Annotated in this window: 11 protein-coding genes; 6 read left to right on the forward strand and 5 right to left on the reverse strand. The window is 52.8% G+C overall.

Annotation, left to right across the window (positions count from 1 at the left end; genetic code table 11):
- Positions 1-43: 43 nt before the first annotated feature.
- On the reverse strand, positions 44-703 hold the full coding sequence (gene hxpB, locus ACTJIK_RS08400) for a hexitol phosphatase HxpB (protein WP_440645914.1): 660 nt from the start codon (positions 701-703) through the stop codon (positions 44-46).
- Between the two features lie 572 nt (positions 704-1,275).
- On the opposite strand from hxpB, the gene ACTJIK_RS08405 reads away from it, so the two are divergent.
- From ACTJIK_RS08405 to ACTJIK_RS08415, 3 genes are read left to right on the forward strand one after another with little or no spacing between them, the layout of a single operon-like run.
- Positions 1,276-3,396 carry a nitrite reductase gene (locus ACTJIK_RS08405; RefSeq protein WP_440645915.1) on the forward strand — a complete coding sequence of 707 codons (2,121 nt, stop codon included), beginning with the start codon at positions 1,276-1,278 and terminating at the stop codon, positions 3,394-3,396.
- Positions 3,397-3,424: 28 nt separating this feature from the next.
- Entirely contained in the window at positions 3,425-4,201 is a 777-nt protein-coding gene (cobA, locus tag ACTJIK_RS08410) for a uroporphyrinogen-III C-methyltransferase (protein WP_440645916.1), read from the forward strand.
- A gap of 4 nt (positions 4,202-4,205) precedes the next feature.
- Positions 4,206-4,787: a precorrin-2 dehydrogenase/sirohydrochlorin ferrochelatase family protein gene (locus ACTJIK_RS08415; protein ID WP_440645917.1), complete on the forward strand. Its 582-nt coding sequence runs from the start codon at positions 4,206-4,208 to the stop codon at positions 4,785-4,787.
- Between the two features lie 78 nt (positions 4,788-4,865).
- Here the strand turns inward: ACTJIK_RS08415 and ACTJIK_RS08420 are convergent, their stop codons facing one another.
- Entirely contained in the window at positions 4,866-5,390 is a 525-nt protein-coding gene (locus tag ACTJIK_RS08420) for an acyl-CoA thioesterase (protein ID WP_440645918.1), read from the reverse strand.
- A 461-nt stretch (positions 5,391-5,851) separates the two neighbouring features.
- Between ACTJIK_RS08420 and ACTJIK_RS08425 the strand changes: the two genes are divergently transcribed.
- The 3 genes from ACTJIK_RS08425 to ACTJIK_RS08435 all read left to right on the forward strand — a co-directional run bounded on the left by ACTJIK_RS08425 (position 5,852) and on the right by ACTJIK_RS08435 (position 10,453).
- A complete protein-coding gene (locus tag ACTJIK_RS08425; RefSeq protein ID WP_440645919.1) occupies positions 5,852-7,507 on the forward strand; it encodes a CTP synthase in 1,656 nt (551 codons plus the stop codon).
- 119 nt (positions 7,508-7,626) lie between these two features.
- Complete coding sequence (yidC, locus tag ACTJIK_RS08430) at positions 7,627-9,477, forward strand: membrane protein insertase YidC (protein ID WP_440645920.1); 1,851 nt, start codon at positions 7,627-7,629, stop codon at positions 9,475-9,477.
- 55 nt (positions 9,478-9,532) lie between these two features.
- Positions 9,533-10,453: a M20/M25/M40 family metallo-hydrolase gene (locus ACTJIK_RS08435; RefSeq protein ID WP_440645921.1), complete on the forward strand. Its 921-nt coding sequence runs from the start codon at positions 9,533-9,535 to the stop codon at positions 10,451-10,453.
- A 47-nt stretch (positions 10,454-10,500) separates the two neighbouring features.
- Here ACTJIK_RS08435 and ACTJIK_RS08440 read toward each other — a convergent pair whose 3' ends face one another.
- From ACTJIK_RS08440 to ACTJIK_RS08450, 3 genes are all read right to left on the reverse strand, one after another.
- On the reverse strand, positions 10,501-10,791 hold the full coding sequence (locus tag ACTJIK_RS08440; protein ID WP_440645922.1) for a helix-turn-helix domain-containing protein: 291 nt from the start codon (positions 10,789-10,791) through the stop codon (positions 10,501-10,503).
- Positions 10,792-10,914: 123 nt separating this feature from the next.
- The gene (locus ACTJIK_RS08445; RefSeq protein ID WP_440645923.1) at positions 10,915-11,637 is read right to left on the reverse strand and encodes a hypothetical protein; all 723 of its coding nucleotides are present in this window, start codon (positions 11,635-11,637) and stop codon (positions 10,915-10,917) included.
- A gap of 173 nt (positions 11,638-11,810) precedes the next feature.
- Positions 11,811-14,228 carry a transglycosylase domain-containing protein gene (locus tag ACTJIK_RS08450; protein WP_440645924.1) on the reverse strand — a complete coding sequence of 806 codons (2,418 nt, stop codon included), beginning with the start codon at positions 14,226-14,228 and terminating at the stop codon, positions 11,811-11,813.
- Between the last annotated feature and the right edge of the window lie 22 nt (positions 14,229-14,250).

Raw genomic sequence — 14,250 nt, forward strand, 5'->3', positions numbered from 1 at the left:
GACAAGCGGCAGGGGCGTGAGTTCCTGCCGTTTTTTTTACGCCTTATCTGCCAAGCAATTCCAGCTGTTCTTCCCCGAATTGAAGCAGGGAATCCAGCTTCATATCCGCCAGCACGAACTTCGGTTCCGTTCTTTTATGGGCTTCGGGTACCACTACCACTTTCATGCGGGCAGCCTTGGCGGCGATCATGCCGGTAACGGAATCCTCAAAAGCAAGGCAGTTCAGGGGATCGGCGCCAAGCTCCCCGGCACAGGCCAGGTACACGGCGGGATGGGGTTTGCCATAAGGTTCATATTCCGCGGAAACAACGGCGTTGAAGGCGGAGCGGATATCCAGGTGGGCCAGCACGGACTGGATGAGGCGCATAGGGGAGGAGGAAGCCAGGCCGATACTGAAATTCCGGCTGCGGAAGAAATCCAGGATGTAGTGGAGGCCTTCCATGCCCTGCCCGTTGCGCAGGATCTTGTCCGTTACATTGTCGATGATCTCGGCGGTGACCTGTTCGGGGCTTTTGTCGTTCCAGTTGAAATAGCTGTGCCAGTAGCTTACTACTTCCTTGGTTCTCAGGCCTGTAGTGAGGTGGGTCAGTTCCGGGGAGAGGGAAACGCCTACCGTGGAGAACACCTCCCGCATGGCGATGCCCCAGAGAGGCTCGGAATCCACCAGCAGGCCGTCCATATCAAAAATCACCGTGTTGATCATATCGTACTTTTTGCGCCGCAAAGGTACAAACTCGCGGGGAAAGGAGGGAACATCCGGCCCGCCGAAGCCCGGAATAGAGGAAGAGGAAAGCGCCAGGAGCCGGTATGGCCGGGAAAAGAACACATTTCCCGCCCGGCCCCGAACCTGCCGCTGAAGAGTGCGACGCAACGGCAGCGGGGCAGCATTCCTGCCGCCGGGCACCATCCCATTAGAAAATTTCTAAAATTAATAGCCGTTTTTTATCAAAAAAAGTTTTGAGTTTACATGCCGGACCTATACCTTTGTATTACTCTACAAATTCTATAGGAAAATGGGCAATACGATATCAGGAATAGAAATGAACATGCGCATGTGTTGCTGGACAGTCTCAACGGACTGAGGAGGACGCTACATATGAATTATCTGAATTCAGAATCATACAACGAACAGCCTCCGACATGCAAAACGGGGGCTGTGTTTTTATAGGCCTGTGCCGGAAGTAGTTAGTAGTTATGAAACCAAAGGTTCCATCCGGCCTATAAAAGACAGATATTAACGGATGAATACATTAAATAACGAGCAATTCAATTATCATGCAAAGTTTCAGAACCGAACTGGAAAATCCGATCGTAGAAAGGGACATTATTGAACTGGAACAAAAGATCAGGCTGTTTCGCGAAGGCAAGATGTCTGACGAAAAATTCCGCAGTCTCCGCCTCGCACGCGGCGTGTACGGCCAGCGCCAGCAAGGTGTGCAAATGGTGCGCATCAAGCTGCCCTACGGTAAAATGACCCTCCAGCAGTGGAACCGCATTGCCGACATTTCAGACGAGTATTCCACCGGTAACCTGCACCTTACCACGCGGCAGGACATCCAGATACACTTTGTGTCGCTGGACAGAACGCCCGAGCTGTGGGCCAAACTGGAACTGGACGATATCACTATCCGCGAAGCCTGCGGCAACACCGTTCGTAACATCACCGCATCAGATATAGCAGGGATCGACCCGGAAGAACCTTTCGACATCACGCCTTATGCTGATGCGACCTTCCGTTACTTCCTGCGCAACCCCATCTGCCAGGACATGGGCCGTAAATTTAAAATGGCCTTTTCTTCCAGCGAAAAAGATACCGCCCTCACCTTCATGCACGACCTCGGCGTGATCCCCAAGATCCGCATCGTGGACGGCAAGGAAGTGCGCGGCTTTAAAGTACTGGTAGGCGGCGGCCTCGGCGCCCAGCCTTACCTCGCCAAAACGGCATTCGAGTTCCTGGAAGCAGACCAGCTGATCCCGTACATCGAAAGCGTGCTCCGCGTGTTCGACCGCCATGGCGAACGGTCCAGCCGCCATAAAGCGCGCATCAAGTTCCTCATCCAGAAGATCGGCATGGAAGAATTTGAGCGCCTCGTAAAAGAAGAATACAAAGCCATCAGATCCAAGACCGTAGCGATCGATTATGCTGCATGGCCTGCGGATATAGCGCCTGCGGACGGTTTCACCGCCCCGGCCTTCACCATCAAAAACCAGCAGCAGTTCGAGGCCTGGAAAAAGACCAACACCTTCGAACAGAAGCAAAAAGGTTATTTCGGCGCATACATCCGTGTGCCATTGGGCGACATCAAATCGCACACCAGCCGCTGGCTGGTTGAAAGGCTGCGCCCCGTGGTGGCAGACGATGTACGCGTGACCGTGAACCAGGGCCTGCTGCTGAAGTTCGTGCGCGAAGAGAACCTGCCTTACATCTTTTCCCTGCTGGAAGAAGCGGGATTTGCCGTAGCCGGTTTCGACAGCGTGGCGGACATCACTGCCTGCCCGGGTACAGACACCTGTAACCTCGGCATTTCCAGCAGCACCGGTATCGCGGCAGAGCTGGAGCGCGTGATCCACGAAGAATTCCCGGACCTGATCTACAACAACGATATTAAGATCAAGATCAGCGGCTGTATGAACTCCTGCGGCCAGCATGGTCTTGCCCACATCGGCTTCCATGGCTCTTCCCTGAAAAGCGGCGGTAAAGTGCTGCCTGCGCTGCAAGTGCTGCTTGGTGGCGGTGTGCTGACCGACGGGGCCGGAAGGATCTCCGACAAAGTACTGAAAGTGCCCAGCCGCCGCGGGCCCGACGTGCTGCGTACCCTGCTGCACGATTACGAGGCCAATGCGAAGGACAAGGAATTGTTCAACGATTACTACGACCGTAACGGCGAAAAATATTTCTACGAACTGCTGAAGCCGCTGGCAGATCTTACCAGCCTGAAAGACGGCGACTTCATCGACTGGGGCCAGGCCGAAGGGTTCAGCACCGCGATCGGCGTGGGCGAATGCGCCGGCGTAATGATCGACCTGATCGCCACCCTGCTGTTTGAAGCAGAAGAAAAACTGGAATGGGCCGCGCAGAGCTTTGCGAACAACGCATGGGCCGACGGCATCTATCATTCCTACGCCTGCCTCATCCAGACGGCGAAAAGCATCCTGCTGGACGAGAACGTGAACTGCAACACGCAGCACGGCATCATGAACGATTTCGACAAACATTTTGTAGAAACCGGCAAATTCAAAATACCCGCCGAAAGCTTCAAGAGCCTGGTGCTGCAGATCAACCAGCACGAGCCTACCGAGAGCTTCGCGAAACAATATTACCAACAGGCAAAATCCTTCTTCGACAAAGCGCAGCAATACCGCACGGAGAAGCAGGCCGCAAGCGCCAACGCCTGATACACCCAACCATAAAAATTGTACGATCATGCAAACACAACAACCGAAAGTGACGCTGGTAGGGGCTGGACCCGGAGACCCGGAACTGATCACCGTGAAAGGACTGAAAGCCATCCAGCAGGCCCGCGTGATCCTGTATGACGCCCTGTCTAACAACGAGCTCCTCGACCATGCACCGCAGAACTGCCTGAAACGCTTCGTAGGAAAGCGCGCCGGCATGCATGTGTATACCCAGGCGGAGATCAACCGCATGATCGTGAAATATGCTTTGACCTACGGTAACGTAGTACGCCTGAAAGGCGGAGACTCCTTCGTGTTCGGCCGCGGCCAGGAAGAACTGGCGGCTGCGCAGCAGTACGGCATCGAAACCGAAGTGATCCCCGGCATCAGCAGCGCCATCTCCGTTCCCGGGGTCAATAAAATACCCGTTACCGCAAGGAACGTCAGCGAAGGGTTTTGGGTGATCACCGGCACCACGCAGGACGGCAAGCTGAGCCGCGACCTGGAATATGCCATCCAGGCGGATACCACCGTGGTTATTCTCATGGGGATGAGTAAATTGCAGGAGATTGCGGGAATTTATGCCCAGCTCGGCAAAGGCCAGGTGCCTGCCGCCATAATCCAGAACGGAACGCTTCCTTCACAGAAGATAGGCGTAGGCGTGGCGCAGGATCTGCCGGTGTTTGCGGAAGAGCAGGGGCTGAAGAACCCCGCGATCATCGTGATCGGCGAGGTGGTGCGCTTCCATGAAGCATTCCAGGAATTGCAGACCAAACTGGCCGATAATTATAAACTAGCCGTTTGATCTCATGGAACAGAATCACTTGTTTCCCGTTTTTTTTAAGCTGGAGCAGCTCCAGGTGCTGGTAGTAGGCGGCGGCAACGTGGGTTGCGAGAAAGTGTCCGCCATCCTGCAAAACTGTCCTGCTGCCCGCGTAACCGTAGTAGCCACCTGGTTTGCACCGGAAATGGCCTCCATTACCGAAGGGTTCGACAATGTAACCCTGGTGCAGAAAGAATTCTCCTGCGGCGACCTTTTCGGTAAGGACCTCGTGATAGCCGCCACGGCAGACAAGGAGCTGAATAGCTGCATCTGGGAAAAGGCCAAGGCCTCCAAAGTGCTGATCAATGTAGCGGATACGCCCGCGCTCTGCGACTTTTATCTTGGTTCCGTAGTGCAGAAAGGCAACCTCAAGATCGCCATCAGCACCAACGGCAAATCGCCCACCATCGCCAAAAGGCTGAAGGAAGTGCTGAACGAGGCCATCCCGGAACAGCTGGAAAACGTGCTGCATCACCTGCAGGCCATCCGCGACCGGCTGAAGGGGGATTTTGCGGAGAAAGTGAAAAAACTCAACGAGCTGACCAGCGTGCTGGTAAGTAAAGACTGATTGATAGATCGATTCATATAAAAAAGCGGCCGTTCCCTGCTGGGGCGGCCGCTTGTATTAATATATCCTGGTGTTTTTTTATTGCTGTTCGTAGAAAAGCGCTTTCAGCTCACCTGCATCGGCGGGTTTCATTTTCCCGCCCAGTATCAGCCTCAGCTGGCGGCGGCGGAGCGCGCCTTCGAAGAGTTTCTTTTCTTCTTCCGATTCGGCGATCACCGGCGGCACGGGCCTGGATTTGCCGTTCGGGTCCAGGGCCACGAAGGTCATGAATGCTTCGTTGGATTTATAGCGGTATTGCAGCACCGGGTCTTCTCCCCAAACCTTCATGTGCACTTCGATGGAAGTATTGAAAGCGCGGGTCACGATGGCTTCGATGTGCACCACGTTGCCCAGCTTGATGGGGTTTTCGAAGGAAATGTTGTCTACAGAAGCGGTTACCACCGGCGCCGCGCAGTGTTTCATACAGGCGAGGGCGGCAGCAATGTCCATCCAGTACATCAACCGTCCGCCCATGAGGTTGCCAAAGGTGTTGGTATCGTTGGGGAGCACCAGCTCCGTCATCTGGATCAGGGATTCGTGTGCCTTCTTTGGCGTTAAGGTCATATCAGTTGTTATTTCGTCTGTTATTTCGTCCGTTGATAGCCGGCTTTCAAGCGCATAATTTGTCTTTTAAAAGAGCGCATGCGTGCTTTGCATGCGGCCCCTGTATGGCAAATATTCCTCATGCCTGGCTTCAGGACGCAAAATTACGGGAATGCGGCGATAATTCCCGTGACATGCGCCGGGTACGTTGCCGTTCCGCCATGGAAGCAGGGGAGGCGGCTGGCCGCCGCCGGGGGAAAAGTGCAACGCGCTATTTTTTCGTTAATTTCCTGAAATGCTTTGCTGTATTGGGTTTCGATCGATTTTTAAACCTGTTCCGGGAAATTGAACTTGGGTGCGAGGCAAATTTGTGTATCTTTGCATGACCTTACGGAAGTAAATTACTTGACAGGATACACCAAACAGTCGTCCCGGCAGCACTTCCTCTTTGGTCAAGTAAAAATTTCAGGAACTTAGTTTTTATGGCAAAATATATCTTCGTTACGGGAGGTGTTACTTCCTCATTGGGTAAAGGAATTATCGCAGCGTCCCTCGCTAAACTATTGCAGGCACGCGGCTTTAAAGTGACAATTCAGAAATTTGATCCATATATCAATGTGGATCCGGGTACATTAAACCCTTACGAACATGGGGAATGTTATGTAACCGAAGATGGCGCCGAAACCGACCTGGACCTTGGCCACTATGAGCGTTTCCTGAATACGCCCACTTCTCAGGCCAACAACGTTACCACCGGCCGCATTTACCAGACCGTGATCAACAAAGAGCGCGAAGGCGCTTACCTCGGTAAAACGGTGCAGGTGATCCCTCATATTACAGACGAAATTAAACGCCGCATCCTGCTGCTGGGCAAGGACGGCAGGTACGATATCGTGATCACCGAGCTGGGCGGCACCGTGGGCGACATTGAGTCGCTGCCTTATATTGAGGCCGTTCGCCAGCTGCAATGGGAGCTGGGCGAAGAAGACTGCCTGGTGGTGCACCTCACCCTCATCCCTTACCTGCGTGCCGCGAAAGAATTGAAAACCAAGCCCACACAGCACTCTGTAAGGCTGCTCAGCGAAAACGGCGTACACCCCGATATTCTGGTGTGCCGTACCGAAGAACCTATGTACCGTGAGCTGAAGAAGAAGATCGCACTGTTCTGCAACGTGCAGGTAGACGCGGTGATAGAAGCGAACGACGTGGGAACCATTTACGAAGTGCCGCTCGAAATGATGCGCGAAAAGCTGGACGTGATCTGTCTCAAAAAGATGAACCTGCCCGTGGAGAAAGAGCCTGAGCTGGTGAAATGGCGCGAGTTCCTGGACAAGCTGAAATACCCCAAATCCAAAGTGACCATCGGCCTGATCGGCAAATATGTGGAATTGCAGGATGCATACAAATCCATCCTGGAATCATTCATCCATGCAGGCGCCGTGAACGAGTGCAAGGTGATCGTACAAAATATTCACTCTGAACATATTACGCCCGAAAACGTATGCGAGAAACTGAAGAACCTCGATGGTTTGCTGGTTGCTCCCGGCTTCGGCCACCGCGGCATTGAAGGCAAGATCACGGCCATCCAGTATGCCCGTGAGAACAGCCTGCCTTTCTTCGGCATCTGCCTGGGCATGCAAATGGCCGTAGTGGAATATTGCCGCAACGTGCTGGGCCTGCGCGAAGCGCATTCCACCGAAATGAACCCCGAGACGCCTTACCCGGTGATCAATCTCATGGAAGAGCAGAAAAAAGTGACCAAAAAGGGCGGCACCATGCGCCTTGGCGCATATGCCTGCGACCTGAAGCCCGGCTCACAGGCCTCCGCGATCTACGGCGGCGCAACGGCTATCAGCGAACGCCACCGGCACCGTTACGAGTTCAACAACGACTTCCTGAACCAACTGGAGCAGGCAGGTATGATAGCCTCCGGCAAGAACCCGGAAACCGGCCTCGTGGAAATGATCGAATTGCCCGGCCATCCCTTCTTTGTAGGCGGCCAGTTCCACCCCGAGCTGAAAAGCACGGTGGAAAGCCCGGCCCCCCTCTTCGTGAGCTTCATTGAAGCCGCCAAGAACTTTGCCGAGAACAAAAACGGCAAGGCTAAACAGGCCGAAGAGAAAGTGATACATGAATAAAATAATTTTAAAGTGATGCACGGTTCCCGCAGGAGGAGATTTAACAGTTTCCTTTAGCAGAAATCGTGCATCATTATGCCGTAAATATTACCTTTGCTCCTTAAATTTTAATTTTCGACATGGATAGAAATTCGGTCATCGGTTTTGTGTTATTAGGCGCTTTACTGATCGGGTATATTTTCTGGAATCAGAAAAGCTCTGAAAACGCGAGACTGGAAAAGGCCCGTCAGGATTCCATAGCCAACCTGAACAAGCCCAAGGAGGAACAGTCGAAGCCAGTGGCAACGCTGAACGACTCCACGGCCGCCGCTACGCCTGATTCCGCGCGCTTCAGCGCCGAATACGGCCCCTTTACCGTGGGCGCAACCGGCACAGAGGCTACCGCAGTCCTGGAAAACAAGCTCGTAAAGATCACCTTCAGCAATAAAGGCGGCGAACCCAAGCTGATCCAGCTTACAGAGTTCAAATCCTCAGACGGCAAGCCCCTCTTCCTGCAACAAGGCTCATTTAACAGGACCGGCCTGAAGATCCCCCTGGCCAACAACCAGACGCTCAATACTTCAGACGTGTACTTCACGCCCGGCCAGCTGGAAAAACACCCGGACGGCAGCCAGAGCATCAGCTACCGCCTGTCCGCCGGAGCGAACCAGTACATCGAGTACCAGTACATGCTGAAGAACGACAGCTACCTGGTGGATTACACCATCAACCTGGTGAACATGCAGAACATCCTGCCGAAAGGCAACCTGAACCTGCAATGGAACAGCCAGGCCAATCTCCAGGAGCACGATATCAAGCAGGAACGCCTCAACAACCAGGTGCATTACCGCTTTGAAAACGAAGACCACGACTACTTCACGCTGCAGAACAAAAGTGAGGAGAAGCTCAGCAAGCCCATCCAGTGGATCAGCTTCAAGCAGCAGTTCTTCAATATCACGCTTATCGCCAAAAAAGACAAGTTCACCGCAGCCGAGATACATTCCAAAGTACCTGAAAGCGGCAACATCGTTGGCCAGCAGATGAGCACGCTGAGCATTCCGTACAACGGCGCGTCCAACTACAGCTTCCCCGTGGAAGTGTATTACGGCCCCAACAAGTACAAGACCCTCAAAGCCATGGACATCGGTCTGCAAAAGATCATCCCCCTCGGCTCCGGCATCTTTGCTTTCGTGAAGTACGTGAACATCTGGATCATCATCCCCGTGTTCGACTTCCTGAGCGGGATGACCAGCAACTACGGTCTTATCATTTTGCTGCTCACTATCTTCATCCGCCTCATTATCGCTCCTTTCACCTACCAGAGCTATGTATCGGCGGCCAAGATGAAAGTGCTGAAACCTGAGCTGGACGAGCTGCGCGCGAAACATAAGGACGACCAGCAGGCATTCGGCATGGAGCAGATGAAGCTCTTCCGCAGCGCAGGCGTGAACCCGCTCGGCGGATGTTTGCCCGCACTGCTGCAGCTGCCCATCCTCGTGGCGATGTACTCTTTTTTCCCCTCTTCCATTGAGCTGAGACAGGAAAGTTTCCTCTGGGCAAACGACCTTTCCACTTACGATTCCATTTACAACTTTGGCTTCACCATCCCGTTGTACGGCGATCATATCAGCCTGTTCACCATCCTGATGACGATCACCAGCCTCGTGCTCGCGTTCTACAACCGCGGCATGACGGACCAAAGCAACCCCGTGATGAAATACATGCCTTATGTATTCCCGGTAATGCTGCTCGGTATCTTCAATAGCATGGCGGCGGCGCTCACGTACTATTATTTCCTCAGTAACGTGATCAGCATCCTGCTGCAATGGGTGATACAAACGTTCATCATCAACCACGACAAGATCCACGCTAAGATCCAGGCGAACAAAGCCAAGCCGGTGAGCAAAAGCAAGTGGGCCGAGCGGCTGGAAGAGATGCAGAAACGCCAGCAGGAAGTACAGAAACAACCGAAGCAACCGAAAAAGAAATAAAATAATTATCCTAAAAAGGCTCCATGAAAAGGAGCCTTTTTATTTTACGAATGATATGAGAGTTTTACTATTAGCGGGATTATTACTGGCGGCCGCCGGCGGCTTTGCGCAGCAATACAGGCCATCGGCAGAGCGGATCACTGGAACGGTGAAGTATTTATCGGCAGACAAACTGAAGGGCCGCGGCACCGAAGAAAAAGGCGGAAGGAAAGCCGGCGCATTCGTGATGAAACAATTCCGCAGGCTGGGCCTGGAGCCGGGCAACCACGGCGAGTGGTACCAGGACTTCACCTTCAGCCGCGGCAAACATAACAACCTGCGCAGCCGCAACGTGATCGGCTTCCTTGATAACGGAGCCCCCTATACGATCATTATCGGCGCGCATTACGATCACCTGGGCACCGCCGGCCTGTTCGACGGCAAATATCCCGCAGGGCAGATACACAACGGTGCAGACGATAATGCTTCCGGCGTGGCGGGCCTGCTGGAACTTGCGCGGTACTATACCGCCAATGCGGAGAAAGAACCTTTCAACTTCATGTTCATCGCTTTCGGGGGTGAGGAGCTGGGCCTGCAGGGTTCCAAATACTACACGAAAGCCCCTGTCGATTCGCTGGAAAACGTGCATTTCATGCTGAACATGGATATGATAGGCCGTTACAATCCTGAGCGCGGTGTGGGTATCGGCGGGTATGGTTCGGCAGCCGAATGGCCGGAGATCTTCAAAGGCGTGCAGTATGAAGGCATAAAATTCTTTACTGATGCCGCGGGCAAAGGCGGCTCGGACCATCACAGCTTTTACATAGCGGGCGTACCGGTATTATTCTTCCACACCGGGGGCCACGACGATTATCACAAACCCACGGACGATGCGCCGAAAGTGAAAGCAAAAGAAGAAGCGGGGATATTGGAAATCGCGGTGCAGCTGATCAACAACGCGATGAAGGTGGGGAAGCTGGAGTATAGAGGCGAATGATCTTTAAAATAAGAAATAAAAAAGGGACGGCGCCTGCCGTCCCTTTTTTATTTCTTCGCAAGTTGCGCGATCATGTTCTGTATCACGGGGAATAACTGGTCGTATAATTCCCGCTTGTTCTCCGGTACGTCTTCTCTTTCGATGGCATGAGAATAGATCAAGCCTTCGGGAACCTCCAGCACCTCGCTGATCCGTTTCAGTGAATCCTGTCCCGGCTTTACGCCGCTCTTTTCGATCCTGGAAAGTGCCGCCTGCGTGATACCTGCTTTGGATGCAAGGTCCATCTGGCTAAGCCCTTTTTCTTTTCTGAGTTCCCTGATAGCTTTTCCTATATTCATTGGTTAACGATTAGTGTACTGAGATTAAATAATGATAGCAAAAGTTCGATGATCGCCTTTAATTCTTCATGCGTGATGGGTTGGCTTAATTTATCAATTGCCTCTCTGATAACTGCGCGTTCTTCATCCGTAAGTGTATTGTTGGTTTCCAGTAAGTCGATCAGTTCCTGGATGATCTGGGAGATGTCCATGATTTTTTAGTTGTGATAGGTTGGAAAATGATTTCACATTGTTAGGTACAATTTGAAATGCATCTCCCGTTTCATCTACCACGTGCCTGAAGTGGGACCTGTAATACAGATAGTGGTATTTTCGCAGGCCACGGTATGCCCTTTTTTTCGTAGTGCGGCCGATGAGCGCTCTCAGGCTGCGTTTGAGCATCCTGCGCGTGAATAATTTTTTCAGATCGATCACCGAGGTGTGAAATGTCAGCTGCTGAATGAGCTGCACCCTTTCTGCTTTCGTGAGATAGGAGTTCAATACCGAGATCAAATGATCGAGCTTTTCCAGCTGCTGATCAGTAGTGCCAAGGGGGAGGGCTTTCAACGCGTGCACCACTTCTGAAAGCAGCTTTTCTTTTTCCGACAGGAAAGCTGCCTCTTCGGTATTCTGGTGCTTATTGCTCAATCCCCACATCGAGTGCCTGATATTTTGGATAGTGAATATCTGCCTGGCTGTTTCCCACCATAAGCCGGCATATGCCAGCAATTGCCCTTTATACCGGCTGATCTTCATGTCATTCCATTCCACTTTCCGCAATTCCGCCTTGGTGATGCCTGCCAGGCAATTGCTGACGGCAACCAGTTTCTGTAATCCCGTCTGCTTCCTGCCATGAAGTTTTTTCATAAAGCCCCTGTTTGAATTCCAAAGGTAAGGGAATTCTAAATTATAACAAAAACAATATAAATTATCTGACTTTATATTTTATTTGAAATAATCTCCAGCCATGTTATCCAAACAAAACGGCCTGTCCCGGGCAAAATCAGGAACAGGCCGTTCAAAATATTATCAGAAAGGATTTAATTATTCTTCGGCTTTGCCGGCATCACTGCCTTGGCGTTATTCCCGGGAACCGGTTCATCCTTCTTCTTCTCTTTGTCTTTATTGTCTTTCGGCTGATCTTTCGGCTGATCCTTCGGTGTTTCCTTTGCGGGCTCGGTGGGTTCGCCATAGTCGCGCAGGTCTATTGTTTCGTAGTCGCTGGCGGCGCCGTTGCCGTAATCTTCCGCTTCCGCGCCGGGCTGTACGTTGCTGTCGTAGTTGAAGTACAGGTCGTTCTGCATGTTGGCGGGTATGGGGAATTTAGAGTTGGGATCGATGCCCAGCGTTTTGTCCGCATACACTTTCTGCATGAACAGCGCCCAGATAGGCAGGCCGGTATTGGCGCCCTGGCCGAGGGCGGTGCTGTTGAAGCGGAGGTAGTTGTTATCGCAGCCTACCCATGCGCCCGCCAGCAGCTGCGGCGTGTAGCCGATGAACCATCCGTCTGTATTACTGTTGGTGGTACCGGTCTTACCGGCCACTTCACCGGGGATGTTGTAACGGAAACGCAGCCTTGCACCGGTACCGCCGGTGGTGGTTACGCCTTCCATCATCTTCACCATGGTGTATGCATCAATTTCGCTGATCACTTCTTTTTTCTCCGGTACATTTGTTTCCAGGATGTTGCCGTTGCGGTCTTCGATGCGCGTGACGTAGATCGGTGTGGTGATCACGCCCCTGGCGGGGAACATCGTGTAGGCCCTCAGCATGTCGAACAGGGAGAGGGTGGAAGTACCCAGCGCGATAGACGGATAAGGTTCTATTTTATTGGACTGGAAGCCGATCTTGGTATTGGCGAAGTTGGCGAAAGCCTTTGCGCCGAATTGTTTGATGAGGTAAGCGCTCACCAGGTTCAGCGATTTAGCCAGCGCTCCCGCCATGGAAATAGAACCGCCCACGCTGCCTTCGGAGTTGGTGGTCAGCGTCCAGTTGCCGATGGTAATAGGCTCATTCGGCAGCATGGTGTTGGGATTAAAACCATTCATCAGCGCAAAGCAGTAGAGGAACGGTTTGAAGGTAGAACCAACCTGGCGCAGTGTTTTAGACACGTGGTCGTTTTTGAAATAACGGAAATCAGGCCCGCCCACCCATGCTTTCACTTCACCGCTTTCAGGGTCCATGGCCATGAAGCCGGTTTGCAGGATGGCCCTGGAATATTTGATGGAATCCAGCGGGGTCATCACGGTATCGGTCACGTTCAGGTCCGGCTCGGTAAAGCTTTTCCAGGCAAACACCTGCATTTTGGTGGGGGTGTTGAAGGCCGTTTCTATTTCTTTGTCGGTCGCTTCGTCTTCTTTCATCTGGCGGTAGCGGTCGCTTTCTCTCACGAAAACAGGCAGGTCTTTCAGGGCCAGCGGGTCTTTCCAGATCTTGCCGGTTTTGATGTTGGCCTGTTGCTGGAAGGCCTTTTGCAGGTCTTTCAGGTGTTTGGCCACGGCTTCCTCCGCGTACAGCTGCATGCGGGGATTGATGGTCGTGTATATCTTCAGGCCGTCGCGGTAGAGGTTGTACTCGGTGCCGTCTGCTTTTTTGTGCTCCTTGCACCAGGTTTTCAGCTCAGCCCGCAGTACTTCGCGGAAGTAGGGGGCAAGGCCTTTGTTATGGTCGATCTTGTTGTAACGCAGCACGATGGGGCGGCTTTTCGCAGCCTCGCCTTCCGCCGCGGTGATGTACCCTTCATCCACCATGTTGTTGATCACGGTATTCCGCCTGTCGCGCGCCATTTGCGGGTTGCGGCGGGGATTGTACTGGGTGGAGCCTTTCAGCATGCCCACCAGCGTAGCGGCCTCTTCAATGGAAAGGCGCGCGGGGTCTTTACTGAAGAAAGTCCTGGAGCCGTTCTCAATGCCGTATACGTTATCGCCGAAGGGCACGGTATTGAGGTAAAGCGTGATGATCTCTTTTTTGGTAAGGTTCCTCTCCAGCTTGATGGAGATCACCCATTCCGTCAGCTTCTGGAAGCCGCGCACAAATGCGTTGCGGGAGCGGGTTTTGCCCTCGGAGTCCTGCTGGAGGTTGAGCGCCAGCTGCTGGGTGATGGTGCTGGAACCGCGTTTTTTACCGATGAGCAGGTAAAACGGCACAGCGGCGGTCGCTTTGGCGTCAATACCGGAGTGGTCATAGAAATTGCGGTCTTCTGTGGCCAGCAGGGCATTGATCACGTTCTTGGAGATATCCTTGTAGTCTACATTGGAACGGTCTACCGATAGATATTTCCCCATCAGTGTACCGTCTTCGGCGATTACTTCAGAAGCGAGGGACGTCCTTGGGTTCTCCAGGTCCTCCATGCTGGGCATATGGCCGATCAGGCGGAGGTTGATGAGCAGCAGGAGCAGCAGGAATACCGCCACACCGGCGCCAAAGGCATACCATAATATTTTTACGGATTTTTTCATCTGTATATTTTTCGTCTACGTT

Origin of the sequence: Chitinophaga sp. 22620, assembly GCF_052044405.1 — a bacterium.
GTDB lineage: Bacteria > Bacteroidota > Bacteroidia > Chitinophagales > Chitinophagaceae > Chitinophaga.